Here is a 20,578-nt window from a genome sequence, read left to right on the forward strand (position 1 = left end):
GATGCCGCCGGCCGGCCCGGGCCGGCCGGGCGGTGCGCCCGGACTTCCGCTGGACAGGGAGAAGTTGCTGGCCGCCCGGCTGCACGCGGTCACGGTGCGTCCCTATCTGGCGGCCGCGCTCTTCGCGTTGCACGTGGTGGAGGACCGGTCGGTGCCCACCATGGCGGTCGACGCGTACTGGCGCTGCTACGTCTCCCCGGGCTTCGTGGCGTCCACTCCGGTCGAGGAGCTTGCCGGGGTCTGGGTGCACGAGGTCTCCCACCTGCTCCGGGATCACCACGGGCGGGGCGAGCGCTACGCGAGCGAGCACGGCGAACACGGACCGGGGGAGCGCCTGCGGCGCAACATCGCCGCCGACTTCGAGATCAACGACGACATCTACGGCGACGGTCTGCCCCGGCCCACCGGGGCGGTCATGCCGTCGTTGCTGCGGCTGCCCGAGGGGCAGCTGATGGAGGAGTACCTGCGCACGGCGTCGATGTCCGGACTCGCCGCCGACCTGGCCTGGCTGGACTGCGGCAGCGGCGCCGACGGGCACGAACGGCCCTGGGAGCTGGGGCCCGACGGAGCCCACGGGCTGAGCAGACAGCAGCGGGACGCGGTCCGCTTCCGGGTCGCGGAGGGCATCAAGGGCCGCCCGGGTGACGCGCCGGAGGGGTGGCGCCGATGGGCGGAGGAGGCGTTCCATCCGCCGCAGCCGTGGAAGCGGCTGCTGGGGGCCGCGATCCGTTCGGCCGCGGGAGCGCCCGGGGTGGGCGAGAACCACAGCTACCGGCGCCCGTCCCGGCGCTCGGCCGGCGTCCCCGGGGTGGTGCTGCCGAGCCTGCGCCGCACGCCGCCCCGGGTGTGCGTGGTCATCGACACCTCCGGGTCGGTGAGCGACGCCGAGCTGGGCGGCGCGCTCTTGGAGGTGGCGGCGATCTCGCGGGCCGTGGGCGGGCGGCGCGACCTGGTCTCGGTGATCTCCTGCGACGCGGCGGCCGGTGTCGCCGTGCCGCTCTGCCGTGCGGAGAACCTCGAACTGGTCGGGGGCGGCGGAACCGATCTGCGCTCCGGGTTCGCCCGGGCGCTCCGCACCCGGCCACGTCCGGACGTGATCGTCGCCCTGACGGACGGCCAGACGCCCTGGCCCTCCGCGCAGCCGCCCTGCCGCACCGTCGTCGGTCTCTTCCCCCGGCCGGCCCGCGCCGTGGACGAAGAGAACCCCGACTACGTCCCCGACACGCCGCCCGCCTGGGCACGTGTCGTCACCATCGCCTGACACCTGGACGCCGGCCATCTGACGGGCCCGCCGGATCCGGCCGCCTGGCCATCCGGCGGGCCCACCGGGCCCACCGGGCCCGGCGTCCCAAGCCGCCCGGCGTCCCCCGAGCCGCCGCGGCCCGGGCCTCCCCGGTGTCGCCGTGCCGGAGCGCGGCCCGCCGCACGAGGGTGAGGCGGCCCCGCGTCGGCGTGCTCGCGCGGGTCGGCGCGGTATCCGCTCTAGTCTGCGCCTGTAGCGGAAGACCCCTTCGAAAGCGCGGATGCTCTTGCTTGCCGTCACTGTCATCGCGGGCATTCTGTTCACCTGGTGCGTCCTCGCGCACCGGCTCGCCCGGTGGAGCATCACCGCGCCGATCGCCATGATGGCGGCGGGCATCGCCCTCACCAGCGGCTCGGACCCGCCTCTCGTCTTCGACTTCGGCGACATGGCGGGCTTCGAACACGCGGTGGAGGTCGTCCTCGCGCTGCTGCTCTTCGTCGACGCGACCGAGGTTCCCTCGGGAGTCATCCGCCGGGAGAGGAGCGTCGTCGCCCGCCTCGTGGGCGGCGCGCTGCCCCTCACCCTGGGCGCCGCCTTCCTCACCGCGCTCGTCTTCTTCCCCGACCAGCCCGGATGGATCCTGGCGGCGCTGGCGACCGTGGTCGTCCCCCTCGACCTTGCGCCCACCGCGGCCGTCGTGCGGGACAAGCGGATCCCGGCGCGGCTGCGCGAGGTGCTCAACGTCGAGGGCGGCCTCAACGACGGCATCGTCTCACCGGTGTTCCTGCTGTGCGTCGCCGCCGCCGGGGAGGCCCACACGGGCGGCGGCGACTACGCCGAGGCCGTCCTCGACGCCGTCGGATCGGCGGCCTGGGCCGTCCTGGCCGGATCGCTCGTCGGTACGGTGGCGGGCCGGCTGCTGCGCCTGGCCTGGGCGAAGGGCTGGACGCAGCCCGCGGCGACGAGGCTGGGGGTCCTGAGCGTTCCCGTCGCCGCGTACAGCCTGTCGTCGGCCCTGGGCGGCAATGGATTCGTCGCCTCCTTCGTGGCGGGCGTCTGCATCGCGCCGGCGATGAGGCATCTGCCCAGGGACGCCGTGGAGATGACCGACGACCTGGTCACGCTGCTGACGCTCGCCCTGTGGTTTCTGTTCGGACAGATCGTCAACGACGAGTTCTGGGACGGCTTCCACCTCACTGTCATCCTCTACGCGCTCCTGGCGGTCACGCTGGTGCGCATGGTGCCCGTGATACTCGCCCTGATCGGTACGGATCTGTCCCTGGGCGACCGGCTCTTCCTGGGGTGGATGGGGCCCCGGGGTGTGACCTCGGTGGTCTTCGGCCTCCTCGCCGCGGTCGAACTGCGCGAGGAGGGCGGCGGCTTCATCTCCCGGGTGATGGTGATCACCGTCATGATCAGCATCGTGCTGCACGGCCTGAGCGCCGAGCCCCTCGGCCGCCGCTACGCCCGCCGTCGGGCCACGTCATCCGAGCCGGAGCGCGTGGCCTGACCGGTCTCCGGCTCGGCGAGCGCGCGCGTGGTCCGAGCCGCCCACGCGGTGCGTCCCGCCCGCGTGCGCCCCGCCCCCGCACGGCGTCCCGCCCGCGCACCCGCTCGCTCCGCCGGGCGTCGGTGCTCGGCCGAGGGGCGCTCAGCCCGGCAGCTCCTTGCGGTCGGCCCCGCTCCTGGCCGCCGCCGCGTGCAGCGCGCGTAGCGCCACCAGGAGAACGCCGACGTCGTCCAGGTACACCGGGTCGGGGAGCAGGTCGACCGGCGACACCGTGTAGATCACCGCGGTCCAGAACAGCGCCTTGGACTGCAACGGGACACCGGAGTCCCTGAGCAGTCTGCGTGCCCGGAAGACGCGTACGAGCAGTACGGCCGCGCAGGCGGCCACCGCGAGCGCCAGAACCGCGGCCACCACGAGCCAGAGGGAGTTGTCCATGGGTCCTCTTCTACCCGTTCGACGGGCTGAGACGTCGGCGGAGGCCGTGAGCGGCCGTCAGGCCGGGTGGGGCGGCAGGTCGTCGAGTTCCGCCGCGAAGAACAGGGCGGGGTCGAAGCCCATGCCGGTGAAGTGACCCGCGAGCTCCAGGGACAGGACTCCGTGCAGCCGGGTCCAGAAGGCCAGGGCCCGGTGGAGTGCGGCCGGCGGGGCGGGGTGACCCTCGGCCCATGCCCGGTGGCCGTCCAGGTGTGCGCCGAACGGTGTGGTGGGACCCTCCGGGGGAAGCGCCGCGCACGCGTCGAGCAGGAGGGCCATCATCTCGGAGGCGATGGCGGTGATGTCCTCGGGGGCGTGGTACCCGGGGACCGGAGTGCCGTAGACGAGGAAGTACCGCTGGGGGTCCTCCAGAGCCCAGCCGCGCAGGGCCTGGGCAAGCCCGGCGAGGTCGGCGCCGGAGGCGGAGGCCGTGCGGAGGGTGGCGGCGAGGCTGCGGTACGCGTCCCGGACGAGTGCGGTGATCAGCTCGTCGCGGCCGGCGTAATAGCGGTAGAGCGCGGGTCCGCTCATGCCCATCTGCCGGGCGATCGCGTTGAGGGAGAGCGCGGACGCTCCCGCCGTGGCGATCTGGTCCCAGGCGTGCTCCTTGATCTCCTCGCGCACCTGGGCGCGGTAGCGCTCCCGCGGGGTCTTCGCGTCCGTCCGCGCCACGAGCGCCTCCTTCCTCGGCCGGGCCCATACACCCCGACGATTTCGGGAGGGGCTATTACGTAGCTGTTGACCTATGGCGGTGGTTGTAGCCTCTCACGAAAGCGTGTGCCGCTAGCGATGCCGGCTCGTCCGTCGAACGACAGGGGAACCGGGCGCCCGGCACCCGGAGCGCCGCTCTGCGGCCGCGTCGCGACTGGTGCAGAGTGGGGGTGTGGACCTGCGGCGACGCGTGACGGATCCGAGGCGGCTCTGGCGATCGGGTCACGGGCTGCTGGTCATCCCGCTCGGGCTGATCGTCGTGATCACAGTCGTCGACGTCCTGGCTCCGGGAGACATCCATCTGGGGCCCCTGCTGATCGTCGCCCCCGCCATCACGCCCTGGTTCGCGGGCGCCTGGCTGACCGGTCTGGTCGGCGCGCTCACCGTGGCGGCTCAGGTGGTCATCGCGCTGCTGCGGGACCGGGACGAGCTGTTCTCGACCAACCACCAGGTGCAGATCGCGGCCCTGGCGGTGCTCTCGACGGTCATCGTCGTCTTCTGCCACCAGCGCGAGCGCCGTGGACGTCAACTGCGCAAGGCCCGCTCCGTGGCCGAAGCCGCCCAACGCGTGGTCCTGCGTCCGCTGCCCCACCGCATGGGCCCCCTGCGGATCGCCTCGGTGTACCGGGCGGCGGACGACGAAGCGCAGATCGGCGGGGACCTGTACGCGGCGGCCCGCACCGCGTACGGCACCCGCCTGCTCATCGGCGACGTCCGGGGCAAGGGGATGACGGCCATCGGCGAGGCCTCCGTGATCATGGGCGCCTTCCGCGAGGCCGCTCACCGGTCGGCCACTCTCGCCGAACTCGCCGGCGCGCTCGAGGACAGCATCTGCCGGTACCTGGCCGAACACGCCCCCCACGCCGAGTCCGACGACCTCGGCGAGCACTTCGTCACCGCCCTCATGGTCGAGATCCCCGACGACGACCCCGTCACCCGGATGATCAACTGCGGGCATCCGCCGCCCCTGCTGCTGAACCGGCACGGTGTGACCCCGCTGTCCCCGAGCCACGCCGAGCCCCCACTGGGCATGTGCGACCTGCCCAGGACCGACCCGACCCCCGACACGTTCGCCTTCGACGCCGACGACACGCTCCTGCTCTACACCGACGGCGTCATCGAGGCCCGCTCACCCGACGGCTCCTTCTACCCCCTCGCCGAACGCGTCGCCCAGTGGACCGGCGCCGCCCCCGAGCCGCTGCTGGACCACGTACGCACCGATCTCACGGCCCACGTCGGCGGACACCTGAACGACGACGCGGCCGCGGTGGCCGTCCACCGCACCCCTCGGCTCGATCCCGCCCCCACCCCGTGAGAACCCGTCGCCGGGTGGGGACGGCCGGCCCACCGGAGGGTGGCGGCCGTCCGGGGCGTCGCCCGCCGGCCCGGAGCGAGCGCTGTCCCCGGGCCCCGGGCGTCCGATCGCCTCCGGTGGCGAAGTCCCTCGTCGGCGTGCCCGGAACTCCGTTCCGACTGGCGGGCCGATGATCTGGGCGGAGGACCGTCCGGAAAGTATGATCAGGCGATGTCTGACATGACCGAGACCACGCACGGATGGCTGACCGGGGACGAGCTGGAGAGCGCTCGGGCACGGATGCCCATCCTCTACGTCGACGCCGTTCCCGTACGCGTGGACGAGACCGGCGAAGTCACCAGCATCGGACTGCTCCTGCGGATCGGTACGGACGGAACGATCAGCCGGACCCTGGTGTCCGGCCGCGTCCTGCACCACGAGCGGGTCCGCGACGCGCTGCTGCGCCACCTGGAGAAGGATCTCGGTCCGGTGGCGCTGCCCCATGTGCCCGCTTCCCTCCAGCCCTTCACGGTGGCCGAGTACTTCCCCACCGCCGGTGTCACCCCCTATCACGACCCTCGTCAGCACGCGGTGTCCCTGGCCTACATCGTGCCGGTGACCGGTGACTGCCGTCCCCGGCAGGACGCCCTGGACCTGGTCTGGTTCAGTCCGCGGGAGGCCGCCTCCGCGGCCGTGCAGAACGAGATGCCGGGCGGCCACGCCGTCCTGCTGAAGCAGGCCCTGGCGCACGTGGGGCAGTCCTACTGAGAGGCGGGGTCAGTCCGGCGGGGCGACGAGCGGCTTGACGAGGAACCGGCAGGCGTCGGCGACCTCGTGCCGCACCCCGTCGGCGTCGAGGTAGTGGTAGCGGTCCAGGTAGTGGCACCCGGTCTCCTGGTAGCCGAGGCGTAGGTAGAGCGCGGCCGCGCGGTGGTTCCGGTCGTCCACGCCCAGGCCGATCCGTGGACGGCCGTGCCGCCGGGCCCGCTCCTCGGCGGCGTGGACGAGGGCCGACCCGATGCCCCGGGACCGCAGGCGGGGCGGCCACACGACGAGGCCGTTCACCTCGGGACAGGCGGGATGGCGGGCCTGGACCGCGGCGGCGTCGCAGCCCTGCCACAGGATCTGCGTGGTTCCGACGGGGACGCCGTCGGACCAGGCGACCAGGAAGGTGGCGAGACCTCGCCGCTGCCTCTCGAACCGCTTGGCGTGACGGAGTGTGCGCCCCGGTGAGGGGATGTGGCTCTCCAGGACGTCGAGGTCCTCCTCCCGGCAGTCTCGGATGTCCATCCGCGCTCCTTCCATGGCGGTCGGCGGCCGCCCCCGACCGGACGGGGGCGCCCGGTACGTTCCGGTGGCTCACCGCCACTCCACAGCAACGGCAGGGGACGTGTCGAGAGTGCCGAAGGTCCGGTGACCGCGGGGGACGAGGGCCCGGTGGCCGTCCGGGCGCCGAGGGCGGGAGGGCGGCGTGCGGCGGCTCCCGGAGGCCGAGTGACGCACGGGACGACCGCTCCCTTCTTTGTCCTGCCGGGGGAAGAAGTTCGCGATGCCGCTGCGAAAGGTCTTACGGGTGGCGGGGAAGCGCGCTAACTTCCCTACGGGCCCGTCCAGTTGACCGCGGCGACGGGCCTGCCGGCGTGACGGCGCACGCCTGCGATCCCCCGACCGGGCAGCTTCGGCCCGTCGGCCCCCCACCTCTCGGGAGACATCTGTGCGCCAGAAACCCTTCCGTGTCCGCAGAGCCGTCGGCGTGATCGCGCTGGCGCTCTCCACCGCCCTGCTGTCCCCCGTGGCACCGGCGTCCGCTCACGGTGAAGGCGAGGCGGCGGCCGCCGCCGAGGAGTTCCAGCAGGTCACACTCGCCAAGGGCGTCGCCGAGACGGGCGAGCCCATGACCCTGGCCGTGCTGCCCGACCGGGGGGTGCTGCACACGTCGCGCGACGGCACCCTCCGGCTGACCGACGCGGCCGGGACCACCAAGGTCGCCGGGCAACTCCCCGTCTACAGCCACGACGAAGAGGGGCTGCAGGGTGTCGGCGTGGACCCCGGCTTCAGCTCCAACCGGCACATCTACCTCTACTACGCACCCAAGCTCTCCACGCCGGCCGGTGACGCCCCCAGTGACGGCACCGCGGCGGACTTCGCGCCCTTCGACGGGGTGAACCGCCTCTCGCGCTTCACGCTCAGGACCGACGGAACCCTGGACACCGCGAGCGAGAAGAAGATCCTCGACGTGCCCGCCTCTCGCGGCATCTGCTGTCACGTCGGCGGAGACATCGACTTCGACGCACAGGGCAACCTCTACCTCTCCACCGGCGACGACTCCAACCCCTTCGCCTCCGACGGCTACTCCCCGCTCGACGAGCGGGCCTCCCGCAACCCCGTGTACGACGCGCAGCGTTCCAGCGGCAACACCAACGACCTGCGCGGGAAGGTCCTGCGGATCAGGGTCGCGGCGGACGGTTCGTACACCGTCCCGACGGGGAACCTCTTCGCCCCCGGCACCGCCAGGACGCGGCCCGAGATCTACGCCATGGGCTTCCGCAACCCGTTCCGGATGAGCGTCGACAAGGCGACGGGCACCGTCTACCTCGGCGACTACGGCCCCGACGCGGGATCCGCGAGCGCGACCCGCGGGCCGGCGGGCCAGGTCGAGTTCAACCGCATCACCAAGGCCGGGAACTACGGCTGGCCCTTCTGCACCGGGGCCAACGAGGCCTACAACGACTACGACTTCGCCACAGGGACCTCGGGGGCCAGATTCGACTGCGCGGCGCCCAGGAACACGTCACCCCGCAACACCGGCCTCACCGACCTGCCGCCCGCCCAGTCGGCGTGGCTGCCGTACGACGGCGGCTCGGTTCCCGAGTTCGGCAGCGGCTCGGAGTCGCCCATGGGCGGCCCGGTCTACCGCTACGACGCCTCCTCCACCTCCGCGGTGAAGTTCCCGCAGAGCTACGACGGGAACTTCTTCGCCGGCGAGTTCGGCCGCAAGTGGATACGCCGCATAGCCCAGGACGGCGCCGGGACGATCCAGTCCATCAACGCCTTCCCCTGGACCGGCACCCAGGTGATGGACATGGCCTTCGGACCGGACGGAGCCCTGTACGTCCTCGACTACGGCACCGGCTACTTCAACGGCGACGAGAACTCGGCGCTCTACCGCATCGAGCACATCACCGGCGGACGTTCCCCCCTCGCCGTGGCGACGGCCGACCGCACCTCCGGCAAAGCACCGCTGACGGTCGCGTTCTCCTCCGCGGCCTCGTCCGACCCCGACGGCGACGCGCTGCGCTTCGCCTGGAAGTTCGGTGACGGCGGCACCTCGACCAGCGCCGCCCCCTCGCACACCTACACCGTCAACGGCCGCTACACCGCCGAGCTGACCGTCACGGACGCCACCGGGAAGCAGGCGACGGCCTCCGTGCAGATCACCGTCGGCAACACCGCCCCGACCGTGCGGCTCGACCTGCCCCTGGACGGCACCATCCTCGACCCCGGCGCCGCCGTACCGTTCCGCGTCACGGTGACCGACCCCGAGGACGGCACCATCGACTGCTCCAAGGTGAAGGTGACCTTCATCCTCGGCCACGACAGCCACGGGCACCCGCAGACCTCCGCCACCGGCTGCTCCGGCACCGTGCAGACCATCGCCGACGGTGAGCACGACCCGAACGCCAACATCTTCGGCGTCTGGGACGCCGAGTACACCGACAAGGGGGCGAACGGCCAGCCCGCCCTCACCACGCACGACCAGAACATCAGCCAGCCCACCCACCGCCAGGGCGAGCACTACGGCAACGCCTCGGGCGTGCAGATCGTCGACCACGCGCCGGCCCACGGCGGGAAGACGGCCGGCCACATCGAGAACGGCGACTGGATCTCCTACGCCCCCTACGTCCTCGCCAACGCCGACCGCTTCACCGCGCGCGTCTCCTCCGGCGGCACGGGGGGCACCATCGAGGTACGGGCGGGATCCCCAACCGGCACGCTGCTCGGCACGGCGACCGTGCCCGTGACCGGCGGCTGGGAGACCTTCCAGGAGGTCGGCACGGCTCTGACCAACCGCCCGAGCGGCTCCACCACCCTCTACCTGGTCTTCAAGGGCGGCAGCGGGTCGCTCTTCGACGTCGACGACTTCCACTTCGCGATCTCGGGCACCACGCCGACCGGGGGCGAGGTCAGGGGTGTGAACGGCAAGTGCCTGGACGTCGCGGGCGGGGCGAGCACCGACGGTACGCAGGCGCAGATCTACACCTGCAACGGGACCTTGGCGCAGAAGTGGTCGCGTCCGGGGGACGGCACGCTGCGCGCGCTGGGCAAGTGCCTGGACGTGAATGGCGGCGCGACCGCGAACGGTACGAAGATTCAGGTGTGGACGTGCAACGGCAGCGCCGCTCAGGTCTGGCAGCCGCAGAGCGACGGCACGGTGCGCAACCCGCAGTCGGGCAAATGCCTGGACGCCGAGGGCGGTACCTGGAACGACGGCACGCGGGTCCATCTGTGGACCTGCCACGCCGAGGCCAACCAGAAGTGGACCCTGTCCTAGCAGGAAGGAGGCGACACGAAGATGAGACACATCCTCTCCCGTACCGCCGTCTGGCTCGCCGGCACCGCCCTGATCTGCGCGGGCGCCGCGCCCGCCGCGGCGACCGCCGTCCCCCGGACGGCCCGCACGGCGGCGACGGCGGACCCCGCCACCGTCTCCGCCGCACCCCGGGCGGACCGAGCGCCGTCCGGATCGGTCTCCGGCGTACAGGCGGCCGCCGACCCCGCCTACCGGGTACTGGTCTTCTCCCGGACGGCCGGCTTCCGGCACTCGTCCATCGACGAGGGCGTGGCGGCGCTGCGTGAACTGGGCGGTGCGAACAACTTCACCGTCGACGCCACCGAGGACCCCACCGCCTTCACCACCGCCAACCTCGCCCGCTACGCCACGGTCGTCTTCCTCTCGACCACCGGCGACGTCCTGAACGGGACCCAGCAGACCGCCTTCGAGCAGTACATCCGCGGCGGCGGTGGCTACGTGGGCGTCCACGCCGCCGCCGACACGGAGTACGACTGGCCCTTCTACGCCGGGCTCGCCGGCGCGCTGTTCCACTCGCACCCGCACATCCAGACCGCGACCACCAAGGTCGAGGACCGGGCCCACGACGCCACCGCGCATCTTGGCCGGACCTGGCAGCGCCAGGACGAGTGGTACAACTACCGCACCAACCCGCGGACCACGGCGCACGTCCTCGCGTCGCTCGACGAGTCCAGCTACTCGGGCGGCAACATGGCCGGGGACCACCCCATCGCCTGGTGCAAGGCCCACGAGGGCGGCCGGGCGTTCTACACAGGCGCGGGCCACACGGACGAGTCGTACGCCGAGCCGGCGTTGCGCCGCCACCTGCTGGGCGGCATCCGCTGGGCGGCCGGGATGACGGAGGCCGACTGCCAGCCCGAGACCGGCTACACCGCCCTCTTCGACGGCAGCGGAACCGCCGGCTGGCAGCAGGCGGGCCCCGGCTCGTTCTCGCTGGCCGACGGGACCCTCACCTCGCAGGGCGGGCTCGGGATGCTCTGGTACGCGGGCCGGGAGCTGACCGGTGACTACTCGGTCAAGCTGGACTGGCGGGCCGAGGGCGACGACAACTCCGGGGTGTTCATCGGCTTCCCCGCCTCCTCGGACCCCTGGTCGGCGGTGAACAACGGCTACGAGATCCAGATCGACGCCACCGACGCCGCGGACCGCACGACCGGCGCCGTCTACGGCTTCAAGTCCGCGGACACGGCCGCTCGCGACGCCGCGCTCAACCCGCCGGGGGAGTGGAACACGTACGAGCTCCGGGTCACGGGCGAACGTCTGGAGATCTTCCTCAACGGTCGGAAGATCAACGATTTCACCAACACCGACCCGGTCCGCAGCCTGCGCCAGGGCCACATCGGTCTCCAGAACCACGGCGAGGGGGACACGGTCGCCTTCCGCAACGTCCGGGTCGCGACCTCCGGGGGCACACCGCCCCCGGCCGGAGGCGAGGTCAAGGGCGTGAACGGCAAGTGCCTGGACGTGTCGGGCGGGGCGACGGCCGACGGTACGCAGGTGCAGATCTGGACCTGCAACGCGTCGGCCGCCCAGAAGTGGTCCCGGCCGGGGGACGGCACGCTGCGCGCGCTGGGGAAGTGCCTGGACGTGAGCGGGGGCGGGAGCGCCGACGGCACGAAGATCCAGCTGTGGACGTGCAACGGCAGCGGCGCACAGGTCTGGCAGCCCCAGGGTGACGGTACGGTGCGCAACCCGCAGTCGGGCAAGTGCCTGGACGCCGAGGGCGGTACCTGGAGCGACGGCACGCGGGTCCACCTGTGGACCTGCCACACCGGGCCCAACCAGAAGTGGACCCTGCCCTAGCCGGCCGGTCCGCCTCCGACCCGGAGTGCACCGCCCCTCCCGAGGCCGCCACACAGACCTCGGGAAGGGCGGTAGCGCCCCCGCGGCCGCCTCCGGCCGTGGGGGCGGCGGTCGTTCAGCAGCCGCCGCAGTTGTAGAAGGTCACGTCCCAGTGGTTGCCTTCGTCGGCGTAGATGTTGCCGGCGCCGGACTTCCATTGCGGGGAGCCGTCGCCGCGCACGCCGATGTAGGTGAACGTGTTCCTGATGTAGTTGCCGACGCAGGTGTACTTGCTGAAGTCGAGCTTGTAGCCGTTCCAGTGCGAGTACGTGCCGGAGGCGTGGCCGGTCTCGGTGCCGCCGGTGATGTTGAGGGCGCAGCCGCTGGCGCTCTTGAGGGTCTGGGCGCCCTGCGCGGTGGCGAGGTTGAGCTGCTCGAAGGACGTGCAGGTGGGGTTGGACCGGTCGGAGCAGCCGCCGGACGAGGACCATGTGATCCCCGAGGCGCGGAACATCGAGGTCGCGGTGGCGTGGCTGATCTTGGTGGCGGCGTGGGCTTCGCCGGCGGAGGTGAGGACGCCGACGCCGGGGGCGAAGAGCGCGCCGAGCACGAGGGCGAGGGCGGTGAGGACGGAGCGGAGTGCCCTTCCCCGGGTACGGCTCGCGGGGGTGCCGTCGGCCCGGGAACCGGTGGGGACCTGCGGAGACTTCATGAGCGTTCCTCCTGGTGCGGATCGGGTGGGGCGCGTGAGGCCGGGCGGCGCGCCCCGGGTCTACCCGCGTCGACTGCTGGGCGCGGAAGATCCGGGGGGCGTTGCCCGGGGAAGGATCAGACGGCGGAGCGGAAGGCGGGCAGATAGCCGCCGGAGTGACCCGTGGCGGTGGGGTGGTAGCTGTTGGAGACAGGCACCGAGACGCTGTGCAGCCAGGCCGCGCCCGAGCAGATCTCGTGGCCGGTGAACTCGTCCACGACGCTGGAGTAGGAGAAGCCGGCGTTCGCGGCCTGCTTCGCGAGCATGGCGTTGAGGGCGTCGCCGCCCCGGTTGATCGCGGCGCGCTCGGTCTCGCTGAGGCCGGCGATGCAACTGCCGTTCAGCTGGTAGAAGCGCGGGTAGCCGAGCACGACGACGCGGGCCTGGGGCGCCTTGCTCCGGATGGCGGCGTAGAGGGACGAAAGGCTCCCGGGCAGCGTGCTGTCGATCTGCCCGATGGCGGTGTTCACGGCGTTGACGCAGGTCGCCTCGCTCTGCAGGACGCAGGTCTGCATGACGTTCGCGAACCCGACGTCGTTGCCGCCGGCGGTGACGCTGACGAGCGTGGTGGAGCTGGTGAGCGGAGCCAGCTGGCTGCTCTTGACGGTGCTGGTCGTCGCTCCCGAACAGGCGGTGAAGGAGAAGGAGGCCGGAGCGTTGGCGGCCGCCCAGAGGGACGGGTACGCCTTGCTGCTGCGTTGACAGCTGCCGCTGTCGGACAGATAGCTTCCGGCGCCCACTCCCGAGGAGTAGGAGTCGCCGAGAGCGACGTAGCGCTCGCCCGCAGCCGCCGCGGCGAAGGCGGGCTGGGCCATGCCGAGGGTCGCGGCGACCAGGGCCAGCAGGGTGGGCAGGGCCCATCTCAATCTAGACGTGCGCATGACAAAGAACTCCCTGAAGCGTTGTGGGGAAAAGGAGTTGTTGAAGTGTCACTCTTCTAGCAGTGGTCGCCGCGGTCGCGATAGACGTGCGGATCGGTTTGTTTCCGCGGGTTCCTGCACGAGGCGCGGGCGGCGCCCGGCGCGCAGGCCCCTTCGTCGCAGGTCGGAGCCCGGGAGGGACCGGCATCCGTGACGCCCGGCTCTTCCCTCTCCTTCGCCGTCGGCCGGCGCCTCATCCGCGCTCGCGGAGATACGCCTCCAACTCGGCGGCGCCGGTGAGCATCGCCCGCCCGCGGGCGGACAGCCGCCCCTGCCAGTCACCCAGCGCGGCCTCCAGCGGCTCCAGCCCGCCGGCCGCGCGCACCCGCGCGATCAGCGGGGCGATCCGCTCCAGCGGGTAGCCGCCCCGCCTGAGCTGGTGGGTCAGCCGGGCGTCCCGAACGTCGGCCTCGTCGTAGACCCGGTACCCGGTCATCGCGTCGCGGCGCGGGCGCACGACGCCGGCGGTCTCCCACGCGCGCAGCGTGGCGGGCCGGATGCCGAGCCTGCGCGCCAGCGGCCCGATGTGCGTGGCTCCGGATCCGGCGCCCCGCGCGTCGGGCCCGGCCGTCGCGGCGGACTCCAGGCCGCGGAGCGCGCTCTCCACGGCCCGGAGGGTCCGGCGGTCGTCGAGGAGCTGGGCGTGGCTCTCGTCGACGAGGCGGAGCGCCTCGTCGACGGCGCCCTGGTTCACGGCCCGCATGATCGACGCCGCCGCCTGGTGGCCATGGCCGGGGACCAGGGCGAGGAACGCCCGCAGCGCCGTCGCGTGCAGCGGCGTGTAGGTGCGGTAGCCGTGGGCCGTTCGACCGGCGGCCGGCAGGATGCCGGCCTCCTCGTAGTTCCTGACCGCCTGGGTGGACAGACCGTGCCGACGGGCCAGGTCGATCGGCCGCAGGTGCCTCGTGGTTTGAAGGTTTCGGCCCATGCCGCCGACGGTATCGCGCGAAAGTCTCCACCGGGGGTTCAAGGATAGCGTTGAAGGCATGGCGACCGACATCACGCACACCGCCCATCCCGTCGAGGCTGCCGCCGTCATGAGGCTGCTTCCGGCCCGGCCCCGGCTCCTCGCCCTGGGCGAGCCCACCCACGGCGAGGACTTCCTGCTCGACCTGCGCAACGAACTCTTCCGCCGCCTCGTCGAGGAGGAGGGCTACCGGACGATCGCGATCGAGAGCGACTGCCTGCGGGGCCTCGCGGTCGACGCCTACGTCACATCGGGCGAGGGCGCGCTCGACGAGGTCATGGAGCGCGGATTCAGCCACGGCTGGGGCGCGTTCGAGGGCAACCGCGCGCTCGTACGCTGGATGCGGGCGTACAACGACGGCCGGCCCGCCTCCGGGCGCCTCCGCTTCGCGGGCGTCGACGGCCCGCTGGAGATCACCGCGGCCGAGAGCCCCCGGCAGGCCCTCACCGCGCTCCACGACTACCTCACGGACCGGGTGGACGCCGATCTGCTCCCCTGCACCGCGCAGACGCTCGACCGCCTGCTCGGCACCGATGACCGGTGGACCGAACCCGAGGCCATGAGGGACCCGGCCCGATCGGTGGGCCGCTCGGCCGAGGCAAGGGAGTTGCGCCTGCTCGCCCACGACCTGGTGGCGCTGCTCGACGCGCAGACGCCCCACCTGATCGGGGCGACCTCGCGGGAGGACTGGGACCGTGCGTGCCTGTACGGCCGCACCGCCACCGGACTGCTGCGCTACCACCACGAGATGGCCGACACCTCGCCGGCCCGCATGGCGCGACTGTGCGCGCAGCGGGACCTGATGATGGCCCACAACCTCCTCGCCGTCGCCGCTCGCGGACCGGCTCTCGTCCACGCCCAGAACGCCCACCTCCAGCGGGAGAAGAGCACGATGCGGATGTGGCAGGGGCCCGTGGAGTGGTGGAGCGCCGGCGCGCTGGTGAGCGCACGGCTCGGCGAGGGGTACGCCTTCGTGGCCACGGCGCTCGGCACGATCCGGCACCGGGGAGTGGACGCACCGCCACCGGACACCGTCGAGGGCCTCCTCTACGCCCTCCCGGAGGACCGGTACGTCATCGACACCACGCGTCTGGCCACCTCACTCGGCGACACGCCACCCGCGCCCCGGGTGTCCCCCTGGTTCGGGTACGCCCCGTTCGACCCGGCCCACCTGGCGGACTGCGACGGGATCGTGTTCGTCAAGGACGTCCCGCAGTGCTCGGACCGCGTATCCCGGTGACCGGGCGACCGTGATCTCTCAGCCGACGTGCAGGACCCGGAAGCGGTCCGGGTCCGCCGGGTCGCGGTCGGCGACATGGATCGGTGCCCCCGCCCACTGCCACACCCCGGTGCCCGGCGTGCGGGCGAACCGGATCGGACCGCGGGTGCCCTCGACCGCCACGCGCGGCCAGGACGCGGCGAGGGCCGCCCGGTCCGTGCCATGGGAACGCAGCGCCGAGGCGAGGACGGTGACGGTGTCCCAGCCCTCGAAGGCGACGAACGAGGGGGCTTCGCCCAGCCGTTCGCGAAGCTCCTTCCCCACGCGTTCGCCGAGAGGGCCGAGGCGCTCGGGAAGGTAGCGCAGGAACGGGATTCCGGCGCCGTCCTCGCGCAGCGCCGCGGACCATGAGGCGAGCTCCGGCTGTCCGGCCGGGGCGCCGATCAGGACATCCGCGAGCCGTCGGTCGCCGCGGACGGCACGGACGAACGGCACCGCCGGCTCCGGCTGCCCGACCAGCAGGAGCAGCGCCGTCACGCCGTGGTCGACGAGCGCGTCGCACAAGGCCTCGGGGGTGAGCGCGTCCGCGTCGAGTTCCATGACGGTGCCGTCATGGGCGGCGAGGTGTTCGCGCAGCACGCGGACCCCGGACGCCCAGTACACGCTCGGCTGGGCCGCCACGGCGATCCGCCGCCTGCCGTCGCCCAGGAGGAAGTCCGCGTAGATCCGCCAGCCGCGGGACTGCGGCGGGGCGAGGCGCGCGACCCACGCCGTCGGCTCCTCGGTCAGCGCGTCGAGCACCGCGGACGAGCAGAGGAACGGAACGCCGAGCGCGTCGGCCCGGGCGGCGGCGGCGCGGGCGACCACGCTGTGGTACTCGCCCACCACGGCGGACACCCCCAGGCCTGCCAACTCGTCCACGGCCGCCGCGGCCCGCGCCGGATCGGCCGCGGTGTCCCGGACCACCAGCTCCAGTGCTCTGCCACCGATCCCGCCGGCGGCGTTGACCTCGGCCACGGCCAGGTCGAGCCCTGCCAGCAGGTGCCGGCCCGCCTCGACCCAGCCGGGCCGCGTCAACGGGACGAGAGCGCCCAGGCGGACGGAGGACCCGCCCGCCCGCTCGGCCGTGGGCGGCGACGGAGGCGTGTTCATCGGGTGGCGTCTCCCCAGCAGGTGTCTTGTCGAGCGTGCCAGGGTCGCGGCGGCACGCCCGCGTGATCAGGCTGCCGGCCATTGGACCCGTCCCCCTCGCTGCGGGGCAAGCGGTTTTCCCGGTCGCCGGGCTGCGGAGGGGCGGGACCAGGAGGTCCTCGGCCGTGGAGACCGCGGGGGCCGGCACGGTGACGGGGGAGAGGCCCTCGCGCTCGTCGACGCGGGTGACGAGGTCGGTGTGCTCGGCCGGGGCCGGCGTGCGCGCCCGGCGCCTCCCGCCACCGACGCGGCGAAGTGCTCCGGGATGCCTCGGTGCGAGGCATCCCGGAGGCGGGGGTCAGCGACCGGTCAGGGACCCGACGGTGCCGGTGGCGTGGTCGATGACGTTGCCGTGGGAGCAGTTGTCGGAGTGGTCCCCCACCCAGTCGCCCAGGACGGGCACGACCGCGACCTCCTGGAGGCACACGGCGGCGGCGGTGAAGTTCCAGTTGTTGGCGGCGTTGACGCCACCGCCGAAGTTGCTGTCGTTGTCGGCGAACGCGGGCGGGGCGACCGAGAGGGCCGCGGCGGCGAGCAGGCCGCTGGTGATGATCTTTCGCATGTCCTGAAAACGCCGTTCTCCCCGGCTGGTAACGGCCTGGAGTCGCGAGGTGCTCTGGCGAACGGGCGATGTCCTGGGGTGGCGCACACACGACGTCGGGCCCCGTCCTCACGAGGAGGACGGGGCCCGACGGGTGTTCGGCGCGCGTCGGCGACTCGTTCCCGCGGGCGGGAGCGCGATGGGGCCGGAGCCGGGGATCAGTAGGCGGAGTCGACGTTGTCGATCGAGCCGTACTTGTCGGCCGCGTAGTTGGCCGCCGCGGTGATGTTGGCGACCGGGTCCGTCAGGTCGTGCGGGGTGCCGGCGACGTGGTAGGCGTCGAACGTCGGCTGGATGACCTGGAGCAGGCCCTTCGACGGCGTGCCGTTCTGCGCGTTCACGTCCCAGTTGTTCTGGGCCTTGGGGTTACCGGAGGACTCACGCATGATGTTGCGGTGAAGGCCCTCGTACGTACCGGGGATGTCCTCGGACTTCATGATGTCCAGGGCTTCCTTGATCCAGCCGTCGAGGTTGTCGGCGTACTGCTTCTTCGCCTTCTTCGCCGGAGCCTCCGCCGCCGACACCTGGGCCGCCGCGACGTTCGCCGTGACCGGTGCCGCCTGGGCGGGCGACGGGGCCAGCGTGAGCGCTGCCGCCGCGGCACCCGCGGTGGCGATACCCGCGACGGAGAGCTTACGGAATCGGGCGATGCGGCCGGCGGTGTTCTGCGTGGGGGCGGTCATACGTGGGTAACTCTCCTAGCTGAGACAACAGGGGGTGCCGACCGGGAACGGTGCGGCGGAAGCGGAGCGGTGTCCGCGTGGTGGCCGGGGCGGTCGGCCGGACTCGTTTCGTGTCCGGCCCGGTGCCGTGCTCCCCGGGACGACAGCCATGGTTAGGGGCGCTTCCCGTCCGGCGCAAGGATGTGACGTACTACCCGACCGCGTGGCACGGGTCCGCGGCGCGCCTCGCACGCCGCCCTGACGCGGGCCGATGGCCCTGCCGCGTACTACCTCGCTTAGAACGTGACTTGGCTCCTATGCGGGGCGTCACAAGCACGGGCGTCGCCGAGGGCTGCCGTATCACGCACCGGTGGAAGCGGCTCACGCTGTGTGGGCGCGTCCGGGCCGCCCGCTCCCCGCGCCCGAATCCGGCGTCCGGCGCCACGCGATGCCCGGCGTGGGCGTCGCGACGGCCTCGTCACTCCTCCGGCGTCCGCCCCGGGCCCGGCCGCGCCTCGATCCGGTGGCGGACCACCGTCGTGAGCACCGTCAGGCGCGTCGACGGCGCGGGCGCCGGGGCCGTGGGGTGCTCGATCCGCCGAGCCCCGTCCGGCAGTGCGGCGAGGTCCGCCTCGAAGCGGGCACGGGCGGCGGCCAGGGGGTCGGGCGGCGCGGTGCGCAGCCCGCCCCGCATCACGGTCCGCAGCAGGGGTTCCGTGCCCGGGGGCGGTTCCTCGTTCGCCAGGCCGACGACGTCACGCAGCCCCGGGCCGCGGAAGACCTGCTTGGGTCCCGGAGCCGTCGCCTTCGCCGTCGAGAGCTTCATGACCGGATGCCCGTCGTACTCGACCAGCTTGTACGCCGCGTCCAGGTAGGGGGCGTCGGCGGCCGTGCCGACCTTGGTCCCCACGGCGTAGGCGTCGATCGGCGCCCCGTCCCGTACGAGCCGGTCGACGCCGTACTCGTCCAGACCGCCGCTCACGATGATCAGCACGTCGGCGAGCCCGGCCGCGTCGAGCGCGGCGCGCGCCCGGCGGGCCAGCGCGCCCAGGTCCCCGCTGTCGAGGCGGATCCCGCACTCGGGACCGAGCCCGAGGTCCGCGAGCACCCGCGCGGCCGTTGCGACACCGCGGTCGGTGTCGTAGGTGTCGACCAGGAAGGTCACCGGCCCCGGATGGGCACGGGCGAAGGCCCGGAACGCCTCCTCCTCGGAGGCGAAGGCCTCGACGTACGAGTGGGCCATCGTGCCGGCGGCCGGGATGCCGTACCGGCGCGCGGCGGCGACGTTGCTCGTGCCGGCGAAGCCCACCAGGGCGCACAGCCGCGCCGCGCGCAGCCCGGCCTCGGGCCCGTGGGCGCGGCGCAGCGAGAAGTCCACCACGGGCCGGCCCCGGGCCGCGAGCACGCAGCGGGCCGCCTTGGAGGCGATCGCCGTCTGGTGACAGACGAGGGAGAGCAGGTACGTCTCCACGAGCTGGGCCTGGGGGAGCGGCGCGGTGACCTCCAGGAGCGGCTCACCGGCGAAGACGAGCCGTCCCTCGGGGAGGGCGCGGACCTGCCCGTCGAAGGACAGCCCGCGCAGCGGTTCGAGATCCTCGACGGGCCGCCCCAGGGCGTCCGCGAAGTCCCGCACGTCCGACCTGCCGACATGGAAGCGGGAGAGGTAGTCCAGGGCCGGCTCGAGGCCGGCCGCGACCAGGAATCCGCGGCCCGGTGGCAGGTCCCGTACGGAGAGGCTGAAGGTGGCGGGTGCCCGCATGTCCTCCCGCAGGTACGAGAGCGCCATCGTGACCTCGTAGAGATCGGTGGTCGTCACCTCGGACATGCTTCGAGCATGCGCGGTCGGCAGGCACCTCGCACGGGGACCGTGTCCCCCTACCCGCTCGCGACCGGGGGCCGACGGGGCGAGGTAAGGGGTGCCGGGCGGCGTGGGCGGCCCCGGGTGGGCCGGTTGCCGAGGAAACGCCGGTGCGGCGGTCTCGGTTGGGTGGTGTCCCGGGCTGTGAGGCGGGGCGGGACGCCGCCGCGGGGAGGCATGGAGCGACAGTCGCCGGCCGGACGCCGGCACCCGATCGCGCTGGAGGGATTGTTCTGATGTCGCAGGTGAAGGAATCGATCGAGGTCGACGTGCCGGTGACGACGGCCTACAACCAGTGGACGCAGTTCGAGTCGTTCCCGCAGTTCATGGACGGGGTCGAGCGCATCGAGCAGCGCAGCGACACGCTCACGCACTGGGTGACGAAGATCGGCGGGGTGAAGCGCGAGTTCGACGCGGAGATCACGGCGCAGATCCCGGACGAGCGGGTGGCCTGGGTGACCGTGAGCGGCCAGGCGGAGCAGTCCGGGCTCGTCACCTTCCGGCCCATCGACCCGGCCCACACCGAGGTGACGCTGATGATGGACTTCGACCCCGACGGGGTGGCGGAGAGCGTCGCCGACAAGCTGGGATTCATCGACCGGCAGGTCAAGGGCGACCTGAAGCGGTTCAAGCACTTCATCGAGGAGCGCGGCGCGGAGACGGGTTCCTGGCGCGGCGGTGTCTGATCCCCGCCGCCCGCCCCGCCTCCCCGGGTGCGGACGCCTCCCGGGTGGGTGGGGCGGGAGGGAGCCGTCACGGTCCCGGAACCATGGCGGCGCAGTGCCTTGGTCTTCCTGTCTCATC

General features: G+C 72.8%; 18 protein-coding genes. 8 read left to right on the forward strand and 10 right to left on the reverse strand.

What is annotated here, in order from left to right; genetic code table 11:
* Position 1: 1 nt before the first annotated feature.
* Entirely contained in the window at positions 2-1,261 is a 1,260-nt protein-coding gene (locus AB0K65_RS15330; RefSeq protein WP_365716679.1) for a VWA-like domain-containing protein, read from the forward strand.
* Between the two features lie 262 nt (positions 1,262-1,523).
* On the forward strand, positions 1,524-2,753 hold the full coding sequence (locus AB0K65_RS15335; RefSeq protein ID WP_365716504.1) for a cation:proton antiporter: 1,230 nt from the start codon (positions 1,524-1,526) through the stop codon (positions 2,751-2,753).
* A 141-nt stretch (positions 2,754-2,894) separates the two neighbouring features.
* Here AB0K65_RS15335 and AB0K65_RS15340 read toward each other — a convergent pair whose 3' ends face one another.
* Positions 2,895-3,188 (reverse strand): YkvA family protein, encoded by a 294-nt coding sequence (locus AB0K65_RS15340; protein ID WP_365716506.1) that lies wholly within the window; start codon positions 3,186-3,188, stop codon positions 2,895-2,897.
* Between the two features lie 57 nt (positions 3,189-3,245).
* Entirely contained in the window at positions 3,246-3,899 is a 654-nt protein-coding gene (locus AB0K65_RS15345) for a TetR/AcrR family transcriptional regulator (protein ID WP_365716508.1), read from the reverse strand.
* 211 nt (positions 3,900-4,110) lie between these two features.
* On the opposite strand from AB0K65_RS15345, the gene AB0K65_RS15350 reads away from it, so the two are divergent.
* Positions 4,111-5,253, forward strand: a complete 1,143-nt coding sequence (locus tag AB0K65_RS15350) for a PP2C family protein-serine/threonine phosphatase (RefSeq protein WP_365716510.1) — start codon at positions 4,111-4,113, stop codon at positions 5,251-5,253.
* A 210-nt stretch (positions 5,254-5,463) separates the two neighbouring features.
* A complete protein-coding gene (locus AB0K65_RS15355) occupies positions 5,464-6,000 on the forward strand; it encodes an NUDIX hydrolase family protein (protein WP_365716512.1) in 537 nt (178 codons plus the stop codon).
* Between the two features lie 9 nt (positions 6,001-6,009).
* Here the strand turns inward: AB0K65_RS15355 and AB0K65_RS15360 are convergent, their stop codons facing one another.
* Complete coding sequence (locus AB0K65_RS15360; protein ID WP_365716514.1) at positions 6,010-6,522, reverse strand: GNAT family N-acetyltransferase; 513 nt, start codon at positions 6,520-6,522, stop codon at positions 6,010-6,012.
* Between the two features lie 490 nt (positions 6,523-7,012).
* Here AB0K65_RS15360 and AB0K65_RS15365 point away from each other — a divergent pair, with 490 nt between their 5' ends.
* Together AB0K65_RS15365 and AB0K65_RS15370 are read left to right on the forward strand one after the other, a co-directional pair.
* Complete coding sequence (locus AB0K65_RS15365; protein ID WP_365716681.1) at positions 7,013-9,784, forward strand: lectin; 2,772 nt, start codon at positions 7,013-7,015, stop codon at positions 9,782-9,784.
* A 21-nt stretch (positions 9,785-9,805) separates the two neighbouring features.
* Positions 9,806-11,626, forward strand: coding sequence for a ThuA domain-containing protein (locus tag AB0K65_RS15370; RefSeq protein ID WP_365716516.1), 1,821 nt, complete (start codon positions 9,806-9,808; stop codon positions 11,624-11,626).
* Positions 11,627-11,741: 115 nt separating this feature from the next.
* Here AB0K65_RS15370 and AB0K65_RS15375 read toward each other — a convergent pair whose 3' ends face one another.
* From AB0K65_RS15375 to AB0K65_RS15385, 3 genes are all read right to left on the reverse strand, one after another.
* Positions 11,742-12,317, reverse strand: coding sequence for a hypothetical protein (locus AB0K65_RS15375; RefSeq protein WP_365716518.1), 576 nt, complete (start codon positions 12,315-12,317; stop codon positions 11,742-11,744).
* Between the two features lie 116 nt (positions 12,318-12,433).
* On the reverse strand, positions 12,434-13,237 hold the full coding sequence (locus AB0K65_RS15380; RefSeq protein WP_365716520.1) for an SGNH/GDSL hydrolase family protein: 804 nt from the start codon (positions 13,235-13,237) through the stop codon (positions 12,434-12,436).
* A gap of 232 nt (positions 13,238-13,469) precedes the next feature.
* Complete coding sequence (locus AB0K65_RS15385; RefSeq protein WP_365716522.1) at positions 13,470-14,204, reverse strand: TioE family transcriptional regulator; 735 nt, start codon at positions 14,202-14,204, stop codon at positions 13,470-13,472.
* 58 nt (positions 14,205-14,262) lie between these two features.
* Here AB0K65_RS15385 and AB0K65_RS15390 point away from each other — a divergent pair, with 58 nt between their 5' ends.
* Positions 14,263-15,483 carry an erythromycin esterase family protein gene (locus AB0K65_RS15390; RefSeq protein ID WP_365716524.1) on the forward strand — a complete coding sequence of 407 codons (1,221 nt, stop codon included), beginning with the start codon at positions 14,263-14,265 and terminating at the stop codon, positions 15,481-15,483.
* An 18-nt stretch (positions 15,484-15,501) separates the two neighbouring features.
* Here AB0K65_RS15390 and AB0K65_RS15395 read toward each other — a convergent pair whose 3' ends face one another.
* The 4 genes from AB0K65_RS15395 to AB0K65_RS15410 form a co-directional block, all read right to left on the reverse strand.
* Positions 15,502-16,614, reverse strand: coding sequence for an ABC transporter substrate-binding protein (locus AB0K65_RS15395; RefSeq protein ID WP_365716526.1), 1,113 nt, complete (start codon positions 16,612-16,614; stop codon positions 15,502-15,504).
* A 337-nt stretch (positions 16,615-16,951) separates the two neighbouring features.
* Positions 16,952-17,215 carry a hypothetical protein gene (locus AB0K65_RS15400; RefSeq protein ID WP_365716528.1) on the reverse strand — a complete coding sequence of 88 codons (264 nt, stop codon included), beginning with the start codon at positions 17,213-17,215 and terminating at the stop codon, positions 16,952-16,954.
* A 197-nt stretch (positions 17,216-17,412) separates the two neighbouring features.
* Positions 17,413-17,937, reverse strand: a complete 525-nt coding sequence (locus tag AB0K65_RS15405) for a transglycosylase SLT domain-containing protein (RefSeq protein ID WP_365716530.1) — start codon at positions 17,935-17,937, stop codon at positions 17,413-17,415.
* A 457-nt stretch (positions 17,938-18,394) separates the two neighbouring features.
* Entirely contained in the window at positions 18,395-19,741 is a 1,347-nt protein-coding gene (locus AB0K65_RS15410) for a nicotinate phosphoribosyltransferase (RefSeq protein ID WP_365716532.1), read from the reverse strand.
* A 269-nt stretch (positions 19,742-20,010) separates the two neighbouring features.
* Here AB0K65_RS15410 and AB0K65_RS15415 point away from each other — a divergent pair, with 269 nt between their 5' ends.
* Positions 20,011-20,460, forward strand: coding sequence for an SRPBCC family protein (locus AB0K65_RS15415; RefSeq protein WP_365716534.1), 450 nt, complete (start codon positions 20,011-20,013; stop codon positions 20,458-20,460).
* Positions 20,461-20,578: the final 118 nt, after the last annotated feature.

This window comes from Streptomyces sp. NPDC053755 (assembly GCF_040677675.1).
Classification (GTDB): domain Bacteria; phylum Actinomycetota; class Actinomycetes; order Streptomycetales; family Streptomycetaceae; genus Streptomyces.